Annotated in this window: 16 protein-coding genes and 2 pseudogenes; 2 read left to right on the forward strand and 16 right to left on the reverse strand. The window is 70.2% G+C overall.

All coding sequences use genetic code 11. The features are described 5' to 3' along the window. Positions 1–198 precede the first annotated feature (198 nt). From HCC78_RS28560 to mprF, 14 genes are all read right to left on the reverse strand, one after another. Positions 199–879 carry a PASTA domain-containing protein gene (locus HCC78_RS28560; protein WP_172332155.1) on the reverse strand — a complete coding sequence of 227 codons (681 nt, stop codon included), beginning with the start codon at positions 877–879 and terminating at the stop codon, positions 199–201. 13 nt (positions 880–892) lie between these two features. Beyond that, positions 893–2,152, reverse strand: coding sequence for a hypothetical protein (locus tag HCC78_RS28565; protein WP_172332156.1), 1,260 nt, complete (start codon positions 2,150–2,152; stop codon positions 893–895). Beyond that, positions 2,152–2,796: a hypothetical protein gene (locus HCC78_RS28570; protein WP_172332157.1), complete on the reverse strand. Its 645-nt coding sequence runs from the start codon at positions 2,794–2,796 to the stop codon at positions 2,152–2,154. The genes HCC78_RS28565 and HCC78_RS28570 overlap by 1 nt, the downstream gene beginning before the upstream one ends. Further along, positions 2,793–3,842: a hypothetical protein gene (locus HCC78_RS28575; protein ID WP_172332158.1), complete on the reverse strand. Its 1,050-nt coding sequence runs from the start codon at positions 3,840–3,842 to the stop codon at positions 2,793–2,795. The genes HCC78_RS28570 and HCC78_RS28575 overlap by 4 nt, the downstream gene beginning before the upstream one ends. 6 nt (positions 3,843–3,848) lie before the next feature. Beyond that, positions 3,849–4,412 carry a hypothetical protein gene (locus HCC78_RS28580; protein WP_172332159.1) on the reverse strand — a complete coding sequence of 188 codons (564 nt, stop codon included), beginning with the start codon at positions 4,410–4,412 and terminating at the stop codon, positions 3,849–3,851. Positions 4,413–4,440: 28 nt separating this feature from the next. After that, positions 4,441–5,268 (reverse strand): hypothetical protein, encoded by an 828-nt coding sequence (locus tag HCC78_RS28585; RefSeq protein ID WP_216671355.1) that lies wholly within the window; start codon positions 5,266–5,268, stop codon positions 4,441–4,443. 36 nt (positions 5,269–5,304) lie between these two features. Then, a complete protein-coding gene (locus HCC78_RS28590; RefSeq protein ID WP_172332160.1) occupies positions 5,305–5,772 on the reverse strand; it encodes a hypothetical protein in 468 nt (155 codons plus the stop codon). Positions 5,773–5,775: 3 nt separating this feature from the next. Next, a complete protein-coding gene (locus HCC78_RS28595) occupies positions 5,776–7,569 on the reverse strand; it encodes an OmpA family protein (RefSeq protein ID WP_172332161.1) in 1,794 nt (597 codons plus the stop codon). A gap of 46 nt (positions 7,570–7,615) precedes the next feature. Further along, a complete protein-coding gene (locus tag HCC78_RS28600; protein ID WP_172332162.1) occupies positions 7,616–8,188 on the reverse strand; it encodes a peptidylprolyl isomerase in 573 nt (190 codons plus the stop codon). Position 8,189: 1 nt separating this feature from the next. After that, on the reverse strand, positions 8,190–9,257 hold the full coding sequence (locus HCC78_RS28605) for a hypothetical protein (RefSeq protein ID WP_172332163.1): 1,068 nt from the start codon (positions 9,255–9,257) through the stop codon (positions 8,190–8,192). Positions 9,258–9,501: 244 nt separating this feature from the next. Then, positions 9,502–10,845 (reverse strand): TRAP transporter large permease subunit, encoded by a 1,344-nt coding sequence (locus HCC78_RS28610; RefSeq protein WP_172332164.1) that lies wholly within the window; start codon positions 10,843–10,845, stop codon positions 9,502–9,504. Continuing rightward, on the reverse strand, positions 10,845–11,357 hold the full coding sequence (locus tag HCC78_RS28615; protein WP_172332165.1) for a TRAP transporter small permease subunit: 513 nt from the start codon (positions 11,355–11,357) through the stop codon (positions 10,845–10,847). The genes HCC78_RS28610 and HCC78_RS28615 overlap by 1 nt, the downstream gene beginning before the upstream one ends. A 49-nt stretch (positions 11,358–11,406) precedes the next feature. After that, complete coding sequence (locus HCC78_RS28620; RefSeq protein ID WP_172332166.1) at positions 11,407–12,450, reverse strand: TRAP transporter substrate-binding protein; 1,044 nt, start codon at positions 12,448–12,450, stop codon at positions 11,407–11,409. Between the two features lie 259 nt (positions 12,451–12,709). Further along, positions 12,710–15,295: a bifunctional lysylphosphatidylglycerol flippase/synthetase MprF gene (gene mprF / locus HCC78_RS28625; protein WP_172332167.1), complete on the reverse strand. Its 2,586-nt coding sequence runs from the start codon at positions 15,293–15,295 to the stop codon at positions 12,710–12,712. A 222-nt stretch (positions 15,296–15,517) separates the two neighbouring features. Here mprF and HCC78_RS28630 point away from each other — a divergent pair. Beyond that, positions 15,518–15,658 (forward strand): annotated as a pseudogene (locus HCC78_RS28630) (IS5/IS1182 family transposase); the annotation flags it as partial. A gap of 41 nt (positions 15,659–15,699) precedes the next feature. On the opposite strand, the gene HCC78_RS28635 reads toward HCC78_RS28630, so the two are convergent. Next, a complete protein-coding gene (locus HCC78_RS28635) occupies positions 15,700–16,149 on the reverse strand; it encodes a hypothetical protein (protein WP_172332168.1) in 450 nt (149 codons plus the stop codon). Between the two features lie 89 nt (positions 16,150–16,238). Between HCC78_RS28635 and HCC78_RS34125 the strand changes: the two are divergent. Further along, positions 16,239–16,443: pseudogene (locus tag HCC78_RS34125) on the forward strand (hypothetical protein); the annotation flags it as partial. Positions 16,444–16,519: 76 nt separating this feature from the next. Here HCC78_RS34125 and HCC78_RS28640 read toward each other — a convergent pair. Next, positions 16,520–16,730, reverse strand: a 211-nt coding sequence (locus HCC78_RS28640) for a transposase (RefSeq protein ID WP_172332169.1), incomplete at its 5' end; no start/stop codon positions are given.

Consider the following 16,730-nt stretch of genomic DNA (forward strand, 5'->3'; position numbering starts at 1 on the left):
CCTGATCGCAACACCTTCCTGATCTGTCCGCCCTCCGGACTGCATCCGCAGACCCTCAAGCGCCCCGGTGCGTCGCCGCCCCGTCGGTGAAGGGCCTTCTAGAGAAACCCCCCGACCCCCGCAACTCGATTCTCGCACAAAACCCCAAAAAAATCCCGTGACCCAACGGAAAGGGCAAAAACCGGTCCCTGCCGCGGCTCAGGAGGACAGCAGCGTGATACGCACCTCGTCGCCCAGCCGCAGGATGGCATGCGCGGCGGGCTCCTGGATTCCGGCGGTCGCCCCCTCCGGCACGGAGGCCAGAACGGCGCCGCCTTCGCCCGCGAAGACCGGAACCAGGCCGAGTGCCTCGACGGCAGTCCGGGCCGCCGCGGCCGTCCGCCCGGCGAGATCGGGCACCAGCCGCAGTTCGTCCGCGCCGTCGGGCGCCGGGACCGGCACGATCTTGAAGGTGAGCTTGGCCGAGACATCGGCAGCGTAGCCGAAGCGGTTGGCGTAGCCCGCATCGACGGGCGTGGCATAGAGGCGGCTGCCGATCCGCGCGTTCAGCCCGGTGCGCAGCGGCACGGCCTGGATCACCGGCACCGCCTTGCGCATCGCCGTCCCCGTGCCCTGCCCCGCCGCGCCCTGGCCGAGCCGCAGGCTCACCCTCACCTCGCCGGTGGTCTCGGGCAGCGCGTAGAAGGTCGGGCGGTAGCCGATCTCCTGCAGGAGCTTCAGCTTGGCGTCGTCGCTCTCGGCATAGATGTCGAGCACCGCGGCCAGCGAGCCTTCGTCCAGCGCATTCTGCGCATCGGCAACACCCTGCCCGACCGAGGCGATCACCTCGCCCAGCGGCGCAGCGACCACGTCGCTGACGAGGGACTTGATATCGGCCATCTCCGGCTCCTCCTCAATTGTCCTGCGCCGCGGCCATGCCGAAGACGACGAGAATCTCGGTGCCCAGGGGCGCGGCGCCCCCCGCGGCGGGATGCTGCATCAGCGCCTGGCCTGGCGTGCCCTGGCCCGGCGCCAGCCGCTGCTCCGCGCTGCGCATGCGGAACCCGACCGAGCGCAGGACACGCTGGGCCGCCGCGCTGGTCAGGCCACGGCAATCGGGCACCGCGGAGTCCTCCCGCGGGGTGCCCTGTGCCTGCGGGCGGTCGACGAAAAGCTCCGCGGTCAGCCCGGAGCCGTCCTTCGAGGCCCCGCCCATCACGATGCCCCCGCCATCATTGGTCATCCGGCCGCGCAGGTCGATCTTCACCGCTCCCAGCCGGAAGGGCGTCTTGCCCGTGCCGAGGGCCGCATTGGCCTCCGCCAGCTTGGAGCCGATCCCGCCGATCACCTTGGTGACTTCCGCGGGTTCCTCCTCGGCCGCCTTGATCCGCGCGACCTCTCCCTCGGCCTGTTCGGCGCGCTCCGTCGCGGCGCCCAGCTGCGCCTCGAGGCTTTCGGCGCGGGCATTGGCCTGGGCCAGCTCGGCAACCCGCGCGCTCAGCTGCTGGTCGCGCGAGGAGATCAGGCTATCCTTCTGCAGGATGATGGCGCGGAACTGGTCGGCCTCGATCGAGGCGGTGCCCAGGGCAATGGCCGGTGCCGCGGTACCGGTGGCCGCGTCGCGCACGGTCACGGTCTCGACCCGTCCGGCAACCTCGGGACCGGCATTGATCACCAGCCCGGCCGAAGGGATGCTGCGCCCCGAGACCGCCTCGCGCAGCGCCGGATTCCGGTCGAGCGTCTTGAAGACCATGGTCTGGTTGGTGCCGGTCTTGCGGGGCACGCCCGCGACCGCCCCCGCCTCGCGGGCAAGCGCGGCAGAAGCCGCCTGGCGCGGATAGGCGGTTTCGCCCAGCATCTCGATCTCGCCGAAATCGACCTCCAGCACGCGCTCCCGGCCCGACAGCAGCGTGCGCATCCCGTAGGGCGCGCCCAACATCCGCGGTGCGGGACTGCCGTCCTCGATCAGCCGCATCGCGGGAATGGCCTTGTCGGGCTCGATCAGCGCATTGTCCAGCACGATCTGCAGCAGCCCCGTCTGGTCGCTGGCGCCGCTGGCCAACGACATCCATGCGCTGCGGCTGCCGAGGAAGATCTGCAGCACCGCCTTGTGCTGCGCCGCGGGCTTGTCGTCCTCGCCGAAGAACCGGGCGGTGATCGTCGCGCGTCCCATCAGGCGATGTCCTTTCCGGTGGTGACGCGGACCGTCTCGGCGCCGGTCTCGACGGTCAGAACGATGATCGCGGCGCGCTGGAGAGCGGCCGAGAAGGTGACGCTGGTCGAGGCCTGGCCGTCCGGACCGGTCACGAGGACGGCCTCGCCGAGCGTCACCTGCCCGTCGATCTTCGGCGCGGAGGCCCCCGCCGCCAGCGACAGCGCGCGGGAGGCCTCGAGATCGACATTCACCTGCACCTCGGCGCCGACCAGGATCTCGCCCGCGGTATTCGCCGCCGCGACGGTGAGGGTGCGGGCATTGCCCGAGCCGGAGACCTCGGCGGCGAGCACCGGCAGCGGCAGGCCCTCGCCCGGCGGCACCGCGACGAAGCGGCCGGAGATGGTCGAGGTCACCTCGGAGCTCGATTCCGAGCTCGTCACCGGGGCGAAGATCAGCCGCATGCCGCCGTCCGATTTGCTCTCGGTCACCAGCCGGAAGCCGATCTCGAAATCGAGATGGGGAATGTGGTACTGCGGCATGGGCCGCCCGAAGGCATCGAGCGGCGCCGCAGCGGCCAGCTCCTCCTGCGCCTCGCGCAGGCTTTCCGCCATCCCGACGATGACGCTTTCCAGCGTGTCGGCGATGAACTTGCCGTCACTCATGTCCGTCCTCTCCCTTCGCCGCGCTCTTCCGCCCGGCGTTCCCGTCCCCTCTCGGCGGCGCGCTCGCGGCGGCGGCGGTCGCGCGCCTCCTCGGCCTCGGCCTCCCTGCGGCGCGCCAGCGCGCGCTCGCGGTTGCGCCGCATCCTCTCGAAAAGATCGCCCGATCCCCCGGTCTCTGTCGAGAGCCGACGCTCGCGCATCTCGGCATAGCGCGATGTCCGGTCCATCGGCGCGGTCAGCTGGCGCTCGCGCGCCTCCCAGTTGCGCCCCACCCCGTCGGCCAGCCGCGCGGGGCGGCTCAACGCCTCGTTCGCCTTCGAGATCGGCCCGGCAACCTTTTCGATCGTGTCCCCGCCCATCTGGCGGCGGATCTCGGCGCGCTCGGCCTCGCTGACGCCTTCGGAGGCAAGCTGCCGGTCGAGGTCGCGCATCTGGCCGCGGGCATTTTCCAGCTGGCTGCCGATCTGCCTCAGCGGCCGGCCCGCCTCTTCCAGCGCCGCCCCGGCGCGGCGCGCGGGCCCCAGGATCTCCGCCCGGCGGCGCTGGCTTTCGCCGCGCAGCCCCGCGGCCATGCCGCCGACGGCCTGTCCGATGCCGCTGCGCGGCCCGCCAAGCCCGGTGCCGCCGGGACCGGGAAGCCCCGCGCCCATCCGCTGCGCCAGGGGCGTGTCGGCCAGCCCCGGCAGCTGCGGCAGCCCCTCCTCCCCGGCGCGCAGGCCACGGCGGATCTCGTCCTGCTGGGCACGCAGCTGGGCGCGGCGGGCTTCGAACGCATCCTGCTCGGCGCGGCGCTCGGCGAAGCTCTGGACCGGGAAACGCGCGGCAACGGCGGGGTCCTGCGGCGCGCCGCCGCCGGAAGACAGCGCGCGGATCCGCTGCTCCAGCGCCTCGCGCTGATCGAGCAGTGCGGTCAGCCGCCCCGACTGCGCCATCCCGGCCGCCGCCCGCAGGTCGCCGCCCTGCCCCGGACCGAATCCCGGCAGCTGCGGCCCCGGTGCCTCCGCGCCCTGCCGCCGTTCCAGATCGCGCCAGCTCCGCCGGGTCATCGCCGTCTAGCCCTCGTCCTCTTCGGCCGCCGTTGCCGCCAGCATCGAGCGGATCCGTTCCTCCAGGATCGCCGGGGCGGGCACCGGCACCAGCTTGGTGCGCATCAGCGACGAGCCCTCGGCCGAGTACTGGTACTTGGCCGCATAGGAGGCCGAGACCGAGCTGACCCGCATCTTGGCAGAGGCCGAGAAGAACCCGACCTTGCCTGTGACGGAGGCGTTCACCACGGTCGAGCTGCGCTTGATGTTGGTTTCGCGCGAGGCCGAGATCGACAGCTTCAGCTCGATCAGCGTGTCGACGAACTGGTAGAAGCTCGGAACGAAGCCCAGCTCCAGCAGCGAATATTCCCGCCCGTCGCCGAGCTTCACCAGGAGCGTCCGCTCCGGCGGCGATGCAGGGGGCGCGGGCTTGCCCTCCTCGGGCTCGGGATCGGGCATGTAGCCCGCCATCATCCGCGCGATCTTCAGAGAGACGAGGTCCAGCTCGTACTGCGCCTCGGCAATGCCGGTCCCGAGAAGGCGCACCATCTCCGGGAACGGGGTGTTGGTCATTTCCGTGCTGACGGACATCGGATTCCCTTTCGCTCAGGCCCCCGGCTCAGGACGTGGGCACGTCGGCCAGGCCGAGCGTCACGCGGTCCGACTCCAGCTTGATGCGGCGGCGTTCCTCTTCCGTCTCCATGAAGGACTGGATCCGGTCCTCCAGCGCGGTCGGCGTCGGCACCGGCACGATCTTGGTCCGCAGGATCGACGCGCCCTCGGCAGAATAGGAATACTTGGCCGCATAAGTGGCATCGACCTGGCTGGTGGCGACGTCGCGGCTGTAGCTGTTCGACTTCGACGTGCCCCAGAAGCTGCGCTTGCGGCGGCTGGAGCTGTCGACCGAACTGGCCGTGTTCTTCGTGGTGCGGCTGTATTCGTGCGTCCGGGTGATCTTGATCGCGATCTTCACCTCGATGATCGTGTCGACGAACTGGTAGAAGGTCGGCGCGAAGCCCAGCTCCAGCATCGACAGCCGGGTCGGCACCCGGACCTGAAGCTTCTTCTGCGCATCGGTCAGCGCGGTGATCATCGCCTGCCCGTCCGAACCGGACAGGTCGATGCCGTGCATGTCCTTCACCACCTTCTTCAGGAGGTCGAGCAGCTTGATCGCCTCGGTCTCGTCCACCGCGCCGGTGACCGCGTCGTCCATGATCGCATAGGCCACGGCCTCGGGGATGGTCATGTATTCGTAGCCGAAGAAGACGCGGCTGTCGTCGAAGCTGACATTGCCCTCCTCGTCATAGACCGTGGTCAGCCCGCCCATCATCTCGGCGGTGTTGATCGAGTTCTCGTCCAGCTTGGCCTGGCCGTCCGCGATGGCAAAGGCCATCTGCCGGATCATGTCGCCCATCGGGACGTTGAGAAGCTCCTGTCCGATGCCCATCTTGTCGTCTCCTTTCCCTCCGGGATCGTCCCGGCCCTAGCTGATGTCCTGCTGGTATTCCCGCTTGAGCAGGTCGGTGAAAATCTCGGGCGGCGGCAGCGACACCAGCCGCGCGGCGATCGAGGACATGCCCTCGGCGGAAACCGAGAACTTGCGCGCATAGCCGACATCGACCGAGGCCGCGGCCATGAAGACGCCGTACTGCACCCCCACCTGGACGCCGACCTTGACCGAGGTCTCGGTGCTTTCGGACACCTGGAAGCTCAGCTTGGCCTCCACCGTCGCCTCGGTGAAGCTGTAGAAGCTGGGCACGAAGCCCAGGCTCAGCAGGTTGTAGGTCTTGTCGCCGATCTCGACCTCGGTTTCCGACATCGCCTTGGCCAGCTCGATCGAGTTGCGGTCGAGCGCCGCCTGCGCCTGGGCAATCGAGATGCCCAGCCGCTCGATGATCTGCGGCAGCGGCGCCGAGAGCAGCGAGCGCGTGACCTGGGGCGTCTCGGCCATGGGTCAGTCCTCCTTCGCGAGGTAGGACTTGATGGTCTCGAGGAACTGCGGCGGCGCCGGGATCGAGACCAGCCGCGCCGAGATCGCCGAATTGCCGGTCACGTTCATCTCGAACTGCCGCGAGAAGCGGACATCGACCGAGGCGCCGACCGCGACGGTGCGGTTGCCGGTGTTCTGCTGGGTCAGGCTGGATTGCGAACTGCGCGAGAATTCCCGCGTGACGGTGATGCCCTCGGTGCCCGAGACCTGGATGGAGCGGCTTTCCGAGGTGTAGAGCGTCAGGCGGAAGGGCGCGGTCTTGCCGAAGACGGTGACGACATTGCCCTCCGCCGAGGCCTGGAAATCGACCGGCGGCGCCTTGCCGTTGATGTCCTCGCGCAGGTTCAGCGCATAGGCGTTCGGGCTGCCCGCCGCGTTGCCCCCCGCCGCCGCGCCGCGGAACGGGAAATCCGTGCCATCGATCGTGCATTTCTTGCCCGACAGCGACAGCGGCTGCGGCCGGTAGAGGAAGACGAAGCCGTTGCCCGGGCTGAGCGGCGGGGTCAGCTTGTCGGGCGTGACGCCCTCGATGGTCGTGCCCGACGGCGCGTCGCAGGCAATGTACCAGGCGGTCGATCCGGGAATGCGCACCTCGGCCTTGCGCCAGGCCACCTGGTCGGCCGGACCGCCCGCCGCGATGGCCCCGGCGGAGCCCTGCGACGGCTTGACCTGCAACTGCGCCGCAGGCACGCCGTTGGCGATCAGCAGGCGCTGCACCTCCCGGGCCCGCGCATCGCCCAGATCGCGGTTGCTCTGGGCATTCGCGGCGCTGTCCTGGCCGCGGTAGCGCTGCGCATCGGCATAGCCCTCGATCTCGACCGTCAGGTTCTGCTGCTTGATGAACAGCGCCGTCTCCATCAGGCTGCGCGGGAAATTCCTGTTCCGCTCCGACCCCTCGGCGGTGAAGGTTTCCAGGTGATGCTCGCCGGTCTTGAAGTGGTAGCGCTTGAGCGGCGTTCCCGGCGGCAGCGCGGTGGCGGCGATGCCCGTCGCCGTGACCTGGGCGGCGACATGGTTGGCATAGGCCTCCAGGTTGCCCTGCGCGGTTGTCGAGACCGTCGTCGAGGCGTTGAAGCGGTACTCCGTCGCCTGGTTCTGGTCGACCTGGATGATCGCCCGGTCGAAGCCGCCGCCGAGGAAGGCCACCGTCCTGTCGGTCACCTGGACCTTCGCCGCATCGGCATCTGTGGTGATGGTGAAGGTCCGGTCCGAGGGCTGGTAGAGCATCCGCGGAACGCCGGCCTGGGCATCCGCCGTCACCGCCCGCTGCAGCGCCCGGATCCGTTCCAGCGGATCGCTGCCGGTGATCGGGAAGTTCTGCCCGCCGATCGTGACCGCCCCGGTGGAGGCCGACTGGATCTCCATCTGTGCCGAGCGTTCCCGCGTCACCGTCGAGGACCCGCTTTCAGAGGAGCTCTGCGAGGAGGACGCGTCGCTGGAATTCGTCGTGGTGTCGGAGAAGTTCCCCGACAGGTTCACGCCGACGCTCAGGTCTTTCTCGACCTTCAGCGACAGCTGCATCGAGCAGCTGATATCCGCATGCTGGTAGTGGTAGAAGGCCGGAGACAGCCCGAGATCCAGCAGCGACTTGCCGTCCAGCCCCTCGCGCGGCTTGATGAATTCGCCGATCTGGTCGACGGAATTCTCGTCCAGGGCCCGCTGCGCCTCGGCGATGGAGAGGCCGAGCGCCTTGATGAACTCGGCGACGCTGGCCTCGGCCAGCACCTCGCCCGGTGTCATGTCCTCGATGTCAGGCATCGCATGCTCCTCCTCGATGCGCGCGCGTCATTTGCGTCCGGCCGGGTCAGCCGAACGGGACGGTCTCCTCCTTCGCCGGGTCCGGCAGGGGGCGGGCCCGCGCGGGATCGACGTGACCCTCGCGGACGGTGAAATATCCCGATTTCCTCTGCAGCTCGGTCAGCCGCCGCGGCTCCACCCGCATCCCCCGGCACAGCCAGCCCAGCACGGTCCCGGCCAGCGGCAGCCCCTTCGGCCCGGCAAGCGCGACGGCCTCTTCCAGCGCCTCCCGCGCCGCCTCCGGCTCGCCCGCCTTCAGCCGCACGAGCCCCAGGCGTTCCAGGATGCTGCCATGGTCGCGCCGCTGCAGCGGATTGGCGGCCCCGGCCGCGCGGTAATGCGCATCGGCCATCGCGCAGTATTCGATCACCTCGGCGAACTGCCCGGTCAACTCGAGGCTCTCCATCACGCATTGGGTGTAGTGGCGGAAGAACACCTCGGGCGCCTTCGCCCCGACGCAGAGCCTGATCGCAGCCCGGTAGTGGCGCAGCGCCGCTGCATGGTCGCCCTTCAGCGCGGCAAGCTTCCCGGCCTCGGCAATGCCGACATGCAGCGCATGCCCCTGTGCGGACCCGTCCATGTCACGCGCCCTCCGGCTCATAGAGCGCCGCCTCGATCCCGGCCCCCGCCAGCGCGTCGCGCACCAGCCGCGCCTGCAGTTCGGGCATCGCGAAGGGCAGCCGCCCCGGCACGGCGACCCGGCCGCCGGTCTCGATCCCCAGCCGCTGCAGCACCCGGCCCGGATCCACGCCGCGCCGCGCCGAGACCAGCTCGACCCCCAGATGCAGGAAGGTCACCAGATCGGCACGCACCGACAGCCCCGCCGCCGCCAGACGCTCCAGCGCCGCCGGCATGTCGGCCTGCGGCACCGCCTCCATCGCGGCGATCGGCAGCGCGCCGAACAGCTCGGGCACGATATGGCCCGGAATGCGGGCATAGGCCTCCAGCACCTCCCGGGCGGCCGGGGTGTCCGTTCCGCCGGTCAGCACGATGTCGTAGCGCAGGAAATCCGAATTCACGATCCTGAGCGCGCCGATCCGGCCGAGCGCCGCCCAGATCGCATCAGCTTCGCTGCGCGACAGTCCCGAAAGCAGGCAGCCCGCCCCGGCCAGGGGCTCCCGGCCGCGGCGGCGCAGCTCGCCCAGCACCCTTGCCCGCACCGTCGGATCGCAGGCGCCGAGGAAGAGATCGTAGCGCGCGGCCTGCGGGTCCGAGACCGACAGCTCCGCCCCCTCGCCCAGTCGGCGGCACAGCGCCTCGACCGTCGCCGCGCTGACCTGGCCCAGCACCACGCCGGGCGGCTGCAGGATGGCCCGCGCCGCCTGCGCCGCATCGCAGCCGAGGAATTCGGCCAGCGCCTCGGTCACGGCGCCGTAGCGCGCGGTGTCGTTGATGTGCAGCGCGACGTCGTAGAGCGGTTCCTCGCCGGGCGGGGCCATGTCCTCCGGCTCGACCGCAACCTCGCAGCCCAGATCGCCCAGAAGCTCCGCCATGCGGTCCGCAGTTTCGGGCGCCAGCCCGTCGACCAGGATGCGCGGCGCGCGGTAGAGCGTTTCCATGACAGCCTGGACCGGCACGCCCAGCCCCAGCGCGATGGAGGCAGCCCGCGAGGGCGTTGCGGTTCCGATCGACCGGATGGCGACGCGCATGCGGGCCGCTCCGGACGGCAATGTCGCGGATGCGAGCGCACCTGGCATGTGCAACCCCCCCGAGTGTCCGTTGACTGAGATGTACCCGATTTAACAGGAAACGGCGCTGCCTCCCCCTACACGGCGCAGCTTCCGTCTCAACCCTTGGGAGAACGTTATCATGGATTTGCGCGGGGGCAAGCACTGTTCCGCGGGGGAAAGGAATACCTCCATCCGGGATGGGCGCAGCCGCCCCGGACCCTGCTCAGTCCGGCAGCGAGGGCAGCCAGAGCGCCAGCGAGGGGAAGGCCGCGACGACGGCCAGCGTGGCCAGCTGCATGGCCACGAAGGGGATGACGCCGGCATAGATCTCGCCGATCGAGGCGCCGGGCACCGAGGAACGCAGGTAGAAGAGCGCCATGCCCACCGGCGGTGTCAGGAAGGAGGTCTGAAGCACCAGCGCCAGCAGGATCGCGATCCAGACCGGGTCGAAGCCGAAGCCGGTGAGCACCGGCATGACGAGCGGCGCGACGATCAGAACGATCTCCATCCAGTCGAGGAAGAAGCCCAGGACGAACACCACCCCGATCACGACGGCCAGCACGCCATGCGGCCCGAAGGGCAGCCCGGTCAGCGCGGCCTCCACCGCCTCGTCGCCGCCATAGCCGCGCAACACGACCGAGAAGCACGACGCGCCGAAGATCAGCATGTAGAGGAAGGCCGTCGTGCGCGCGGACTGGTGGCAGACCTCGCGGAAGGCCCGCCAGTCGAGCCGCCTGCTGGCCGCGGCCAGCAGGGTCGCGCCCGCTGCACCGATGCCCGAGGCCTCGGTGGGCGAGGCGATGCCCGCCACGATGGAGCCGAGCACCGCCACGACCAGCGCCAACGGCGCGGCCACAGCGCCGAGGAAGCCCAGGACCGCCGGGAGGACGGGCTGCGCCGGGCCCTCGCGGCGGTAGCGCGGCATGGCCGACGGCACCAGCAGCGCGGAAACCACGATGAAGATCACGAAGGCCAGCGCCAGCCCGAACCCGGGCAGGATCGCGCCCATGAAGAGGTCTCCGACCGGGATGCGCAGCTGGTCGCCCATTACGACGAGCATGATCGATGGCGGGATCAGGATGCCGAGGCAGCCGGTCGCCCCCACCGTGCCGAGGCTGAGCCGCCGCGAATAGCCCGCCTCGAACATGGTCGGCACGGCGATGGTGGCGAGCAGCACGACCGAGGCGCCGATGATGCCGGTCGAGGCCGCAAGCACGACGCCGATCGCCACGACCGCGATGGCCAGCCCGCCCGGCGCCGGGCCGAGCAGCGCCCGCATCGCCTTCAGCAGCCGCTCGGCGATGCCGGAGCGGTCGAGCATGAAGCCCATGAAGATGAACATCGACATCGGGATCAGCGAGTAGCTGGAGATCGTGTCGAAGACCCGGTTGGCGACGAAGCCGATCATCCGCAGCTCGGCCACGTCGGCGATGTCCAGCGGCGCGACCAGCGAGCCGAGCGCGGCGAAGAGAACGCCGGTGCCGCCCAGCACGAAGGCGACCGGGTAGCCGGAGAACAGCAGGCAGAGGAAGGTCGAGAAGAACAGGAAGATGAAGAGCGCGTCCATCAGCGGATCTCCTGCCAGCCGGTGCGCAGCTGCCGCACCGCGCGCAGGAGTACCGCCAGCCCCTGCAGCGCCAGCAGGCTGAGGCCGAGTGCCATCACGCCCTTGATGACATAGCGCGCAGGCAGGCCCGAGGGCATGGGCGAACCCTCCTTCAGGTCCCAGGAATAGCCGAAGATCGTCCAGGCGTTCCACGCCACCAGCGCGGTGAAGGGCCAGAAAAGGAAGAGGATGCCGAGGATCTCCACGACCGCGCGGGCGCGCGGCCGCATCTTCGCGTGGAACATGTCGACGCGCACATGGTCGCCCTCCTGGTAGGCCCAGGCGAGGCTGAGCATCACCGCAATGGCGTTGAGGTGCCATTGCAGCTCCTCCAGCTCGATCATGCCGATGTCGAAGACATAGCGCAGCACGACATTGGCGAGGATCGTCAGGATCAGCAAAGGCAGGACCAGCGACCCCGCCATCCCGGCAAGGGCCGAGAGGCGGTCGATGAGACGGATCAGGAGGGACATGCGGGCACCTCTGGCACGCGGCGCGGGGCAGACCCCGCGCCGGCAGGTCCTACTGCTTGTATTCCGACCAGGCCGCGACCGAGTCGCGATAGGCCTGCAGCGATGCCCAGGTGCGGGCGAAATCGGCGTCCTTCTCCGACTGTTCGGCCATCACCTCGTTGGTCGCGGTCTCGAAGGCCGCCAGGACCTCCGGGGGGAACTGCATGATCTGCGTGCCCGCCGCCTTGAATTTCTCGACCGCTTCCGCATTCGGCACCGAGGTCGAGGTGATCGACCAGATATGCGTCTCCCGGCAGGTATCCTCGATCAGCCCCTGCTGCGCCGGGGTCATCGCATCCCATTTGCGCTTGTTGACGATCAGTTCGTTGATCGCCGCGGGCTGGTGCCAGCCGGGCAGGTAGTAGTAGTCCGCGACCTTCTCGAAGCCCATGGCGGCGTCGATGGCGGGCATCGAGAACTCGGTGCCGTCGATCACGTGGCGTTCCAGGTTCGGATAGATGTCTCCGCCCGCGAGCAGCACGACCGAGGCGCCCATCTTCTTCATTACCTCGCCAGCCAGGCCGGCGAAGCGGATCTTCTTGCCCTGCAGGCTGTCCGCGCTGTCGATCGGGAAGGTGTACCAGCCGCCCGCCTCGCTATCCATCAGGCCGCAGGGAACGCTGACCACGCCCTGCTTCGCGTAGATCTCGCGCCAGATGTCGAGCCCGCCGCCATTGTAGAGCCAGCCGAGATAGTCCATCGCATCCGGCCCGAAAGGCACGCCGCCGAAAAGCTGCACCGCCGGAAAGCGGCCCGCGACATAGAGCGGCGAGGTATAGCCCGCATCCAGCGTGCCCTGCTGCACCGCGTCAAAGATCTGCAGCGGCGGCACCAGCTTGCCCGCGTCGTAGAGCTTCACCTTGATCGCGCCGCCCGAGATCTCGTTGATCCGGTCGGAGAAGTGCTGGGCATTCTGCCCCGAGGCCGGCAGGGTCAGCGGCCAAGCGGATTGCAGGTCGAGCTTCGCCTCCTGGGCCAGCGCGGGAAGCGCGGCGAGGGCGGCGGCGATCGACAGGACGGCGGGGCGGAGGACGGCGGAAAGGCGGGCGTGCATGGCTCTCTCTTTGCGGTGGACCTGCGGATTGCGGGGACGCGCGGCCCCCGCTCTTCCGCGAGTCATGCGTGATCGGCGCCCCGCCCTGCACGGATCGCGCGCTGCCGCCGGTACGGAAAACAGCGCCTGCCCAATCTAGATGCGTGAATATTCACGCTTTGGTCAATTCTTGCCCATATTCAGATGAATATTCACCTGAAGATTCCTCCGCCGGAACCGTTGTCCCCGGCGACCGTCCGCAGGCGCGCCGGGCCTCCGCTCATTTCCGGGTGCCCAGCGTCTTGCCCAGCCCGCCGCCGATCAGCGCCACGACATCGGCCGCCACGGCGACCAGGTTCGCGCGCGCCGGGATGGCGACATAGACCGGCTCCCATTTCGGGTCGAACTTGTCCTTGAAGGCGCGCAGCCCCTCGAAATTGTAGAACTGCCGCCCGTGCCGGTAGACGAAGGCGCCAAGGCGCGCGGTCAGCGGTCCGCCGCGGCGGGCCTCCAGCCCCGAAAGCGGCGCGTTGCCAAGGGAGAATTCGGCGAAGCCCTCCGCCTTGTAGTGCAGCAGCAGCTCGGTGAAGAGGAACTCCATCAGCCCGTTCGGCGCGTCGTCGGCATGGCGCATCAGGTCGAGCGTGGCGCGCGCCTTCTGCCCGGTGGCCCAGAGATTGGCGAACGCCACCGTGCGGCCCCCGAAGGTCACCGTCGCAATGGGCGTGCGCGCCAGGTAGTCCGGATCGAAGGCGCCGACCGAGAAGCCCTTCTCTCCGCCCGCCTTGGAGGTCAGCCAGGCCTCCGAAATCGGCCGCAGGCTCTCGATGAACGCGGCGGAATGCGGCGGGGCGTGCATCTCAAAGGCCAGCCCGTCGCGCAGCGCGCGGTTGTGCGAGGTGCGCAGCCGCTTGCGCGGTCCGCCCTCCAGGCTGAAGGCGCCGAGCGGCACCACCGCCTCCTCGCCGAACTTGTGCAGCGCCAGCCCCATCTCCACCCAGAGCGGCATCGAGCCCGCCGAGACCGAGTAGAAGACCGGCCGCGCATTGGCGGCGTTGGCCGCGTCCGAGAAGGTCCAGGCCAGCTGCGCCGCCTCGGCCGGATCGCCCGCCGGGTCGTGCAGCGCGATCCAGCTGCGGCCCTGGATGTTGTACATCAGGAAGCTCTTCCCGCTGTCGGAGAACAGCAGCGGCTTGTCCCCGGTCAGCGCGACATTGGCCAGCGGATCGGGCTGGGCGCGGATGATCTCGGCGGCATGGTCCAGCTCCGCCGCGGTCGGCAGCTCGGCCGAGAGCCGCCCGGGCCTGAGCGCGAAGCGCAGCACCAGGAGCAGCATCGCCACCAGCGCGACCAGCGCCGCGCGCAGCGCCCGCGGCGCGTTCTGGTCGGCAGCGAACTGCCACCACAGCTCGGTCTCGTAGGGCACGGCCTTGTGGGCGAAGAACAGCACCGACAGCAGCGCCAGCGCCAGGCAGGCCATCATCAGGCACCAGCGCAGACCCATCACGTTCCGCGTCAGCCGGGTCGCCCGGTAGAATTCCCGCCGCGCGGGCAGCAGCACCGCGAAGGCCGCCGCCATGACCGCGGCGCGGGAATAGTCGAGCCCGTGCGCCAGGCTGGCGGCGAAGCCCGCGGCCAGCGCCGCCATGGCCAGCCACCAGGCGCCCTCGACCCGGCGCAAGAGCCCGTGGGCCACGACCACCAGGCAGGCGCCGATCGCGCTGGAGGCCAGCGCCCCGCCCTCGACCATCGGCAGCGGCACCAGCCGTTGCAGCTCCGCCGCCACGCGGTCGGTCGGCGGCAGCAGGCTGCCGGCCATCATCGCCGCGCCCGCGAGGAAGACCATCGCCGCCAGCGCCAGCGGCGCCAGCGAGCTGACCGCGCCCAGCACCGGGGCGATCGCGCCCAGACCGGGCCCCGGGAGCCGCCGCATCGCGATCCGCGCCTCGCCGAGGCCGAGCAGCACAAGCGCCGCCGCGAAGGGCACGAGGTAGTAGACCAGCCGGTAGAGCAGCAGCCCCGCCGCTGCCTGCTCAACCGGGATGCCCGCGGGCAGGGCGGCGAGGATCACGGTCTCGAACACGCCGATCCCGCCCGGCACATGGCTGATCACCCCGGCCAGGACGGCGGCGGCGAAAACCGCGAGGAAGGCGGCGAATCCCGGCCCGCCGGAGGGCAGCAGCAGCCAGAGCGCGGTGGCCGCGAACAGCATCTCGGCCGCGGTGCAGGCGAGCTGCCCGGCCATCAGCCGCGGCGCTGGCGGCTGCAGCACGAGACCGCGCAGGCTGATCTCGCCGCGCCGCATCGACAGCGCCGCCAGCAGCCCGGCGACCGCCGCCATTACCGCCAGCGCCGCCCAGCGGATTGCCTGCGGCGGCAGCTGCACAAGCCCGGCCAGCGCATGCGGGTGCCAAGCCAGCGCCGCGCAGCCCATCAGCACCGTGCCGGTGCCGAAGGCCACCGAGCCAAAGACCGAGATCGCCGCAATGTCGTAGGCGGAAAGCCCCAGCGCCGAATAGATGCGGTAGCGCACCGCGCCCCCCGTGACCGGCCCCGCCCCCACCGTGTTGCCGATCGCGTAGCCGAGAAAGCCGCCCGTAGCGACGGTTGCGGGCGGCAGGCGGCGGCCCAGCCATCTCAGCGCGCTCCAGTCATAGCCGATCAGCGCCGCATAGCCGCCGGCGGTGCACAGCAGCGCCCCCGCCACGGCGCTGCGCGGCGTGTCCCGGATCGCCCGAGCCAGCTCCTGCAGGCTGACTTCGCGCATCAGGTGGTAGAGCGCCGCGGCGCCGAGCCCGAAGAGCAGCGCGGCAAGAAGATAGGGCAGCGCCGCCCTGGCGCGTCCGCTCGGGGTCTCTGGGGTCACTGTCGGCTCCTCGGCTCGGTTGGCTGGCGCGCCGGGAGAGCCCCGGCCCCAAAGCCATGCCACCGCCTCCGCGGCCGGATCAAGCGGGCGGGTCGTCCCATCCCGGCCGCGGGGGAAGCGCCACCCCGGCCCGGCAGGTCCGCCGTCGCGCAAGCAGGCCTGCGCCGAGGCTCCTGCAGCGCTTCCGGCTGCGTCTTGCGGGGCGCCAGAGGCCGCGTTGCGCGAATGAACTGCGTGAAGCTGCCCGGACAGCGGCCGATGTCACGGGATTTCGACCGTCAGGTTGCCGAGGTCCAGATCCGGGTGGCGATCCTGAACCGCTTCGCGGCCCTCGGCATTCAGGTCACCGTGGCCCTTGGATAAGTGTTTGACCTTGCCCCCCGGATTCCGGACTGGGCCGATATTCACCATTCCGCCATTGCGGCGGCCATGCCGATCCCTGCCTGCTCGGGCCTCCGGCAGCCGGTGCTCGGGTGGCGGCGCTGGCGGCTGCAGAAGATCGCGATGCACCCGGACAGGGCCGCCCTGGCCTCGCGGCGCGACCGGAACCTGGCGCGGCGGACCAGCTCGGCCACCAAGGAGCCGAAGAAGCCCTCCATCGGCGCGTTCGGCGCCTTCGAACGGTCCCCCGGATCATCCGGTCCGTTGGCGCGGACCGGCTTGAACTCGAGGCAATCCCCTGTCCCGCTCATCGCGGCGCCGACCTTCCATGCCTCCAGGAGCCGCCTGCAATCCCCGGCAGCATGTTGGATGCCGCGACCGGAATGGAAGACCGGCCCCGGCGCCGGCCGCCGGTTCTGCAGCGCCGTGCGCATCGCGCCGGCCGCGGGGCTGCCCTTCAGGCGGCCGGACATCGACCTGTCACCCACTTGGCGACCTGGAAAGGGATCGCCTGCGCGGCCGCTCGCCATTGGGCCCGAACCAATGGCGCCACAATGGCTCGCTGATCGATGCCTGCGCCAGGAAGATCGTCGGCTGGCGCGCGAGCACGGCCGCGCATGCCGTTGCCCATCGGGCCCGGACCGATGGCGCCGCGGCGGGCAGCCGTCCCCGATGCCCCGGAGCAGGCGGCCCACGATCGCCGTCCGGCAAAGGGGAGGGCGCCGGTCCATCACAGCGGCCGCGGTTCCCAGTACCTGTCCATCAAGCGCCCAGGCTGTGTGAAAACTCGGGTTTTGCCGACAGTGCGCAGCTTGCCGGAACAGCCTTGGCCGGTGTCCCGTGTCACCCGGCAGCGGGTATCGCGGCGGCGGTGCGGGCTTGCAGCGCCGCCAGCATGGCCGGAAGCCCGAGGATCTTCATCACCCGCTTCATGTTGTAGGCGAGGACGTGCAGCGCCATTTCCGTTGCCACGTTCTTCAGGCGCTTCATCGTGAAATGCGTGGCGCCCATCCAGGCCTTGATCGTGCCGAACGGATGCTCGACCGTCTGCCGC

The organism is Mangrovicoccus sp. HB161399 (genome assembly GCF_013184745.1).
Classification (GTDB): domain Bacteria; phylum Pseudomonadota; class Alphaproteobacteria; order Rhodobacterales; family Rhodobacteraceae; genus Mangrovicoccus.

What these genes read in the sequence shown, in the direction of transcription:
- HCC78_RS28610 (WP_172332164.1), bottom strand. Translation starts at nt 10,845, where the DNA reads ATGGACGCGCTCTTCATCTTCCTGTTCTTCTCGACCTTCCTCTGCCTG.
- HCC78_RS28570 (WP_172332157.1), bottom strand. Translation starts at nt 2,796, where the DNA reads ATGAGTGACGGCAAGTTCATCGCCGACACGCTGGAAAGCGTCATCGTC.
- HCC78_RS28620 (WP_172332166.1), bottom strand. Translation starts at nt 12,450, where the DNA reads ATGCACGCCCGCCTTTCCGCCGTCCTCCGCCCCGCCGTCCTGTCGATC.
- HCC78_RS28615 (WP_172332165.1), bottom strand. Translation starts at nt 11,357, where the DNA reads ATGTCCCTCCTGATCCGTCTCATCGACCGCCTCTCGGCCCTTGCCGGG.
- HCC78_RS28575 (WP_172332158.1), bottom strand. Translation starts at nt 3,842, where the DNA reads ATGACCCGGCGGAGCTGGCGCGATCTGGAACGGCGGCAGGGCGCGGAG.
- HCC78_RS28635 (WP_172332168.1), bottom strand. Translation starts at nt 16,149, where the DNA reads ATGTCCGGCCGCCTGAAGGGCAGCCCCGCGGCCGGCGCGATGCGCACG.
- HCC78_RS28560 (WP_172332155.1), bottom strand. Translation starts at nt 879, where the DNA reads ATGGCCGATATCAAGTCCCTCGTCAGCGACGTGGTCGCTGCGCCGCTG.
- HCC78_RS28565 (WP_172332156.1), bottom strand. Translation starts at nt 2,152, where the DNA reads ATGGGACGCGCGACGATCACCGCCCGGTTCTTCGGCGAGGACGACAAG.
- HCC78_RS28605 (WP_172332163.1), bottom strand. Translation starts at nt 9,257, where the DNA reads ATGCGCGTCGCCATCCGGTCGATCGGAACCGCAACGCCCTCGCGGGCT.
- HCC78_RS28600 (WP_172332162.1), bottom strand. Translation starts at nt 8,188, where the DNA reads ATGGACGGGTCCGCACAGGGGCATGCGCTGCATGTCGGCATTGCCGAG.
- HCC78_RS28595 (WP_172332161.1), bottom strand. Translation starts at nt 7,569, where the DNA reads ATGCCTGACATCGAGGACATGACACCGGGCGAGGTGCTGGCCGAGGCC.
- HCC78_RS28580 (WP_172332159.1), bottom strand. Translation starts at nt 4,412, where the DNA reads ATGTCCGTCAGCACGGAAATGACCAACACCCCGTTCCCGGAGATGGTG.
- HCC78_RS28590 (WP_172332160.1), bottom strand. Translation starts at nt 5,772, where the DNA reads ATGGCCGAGACGCCCCAGGTCACGCGCTCGCTGCTCTCGGCGCCGCTG.
- HCC78_RS28585 (WP_216671355.1), bottom strand. Translation starts at nt 5,268, where the DNA reads ATGGGCATCGGACAGGAGCTTCTCAACGTCCCGATGGGCGACATGATC.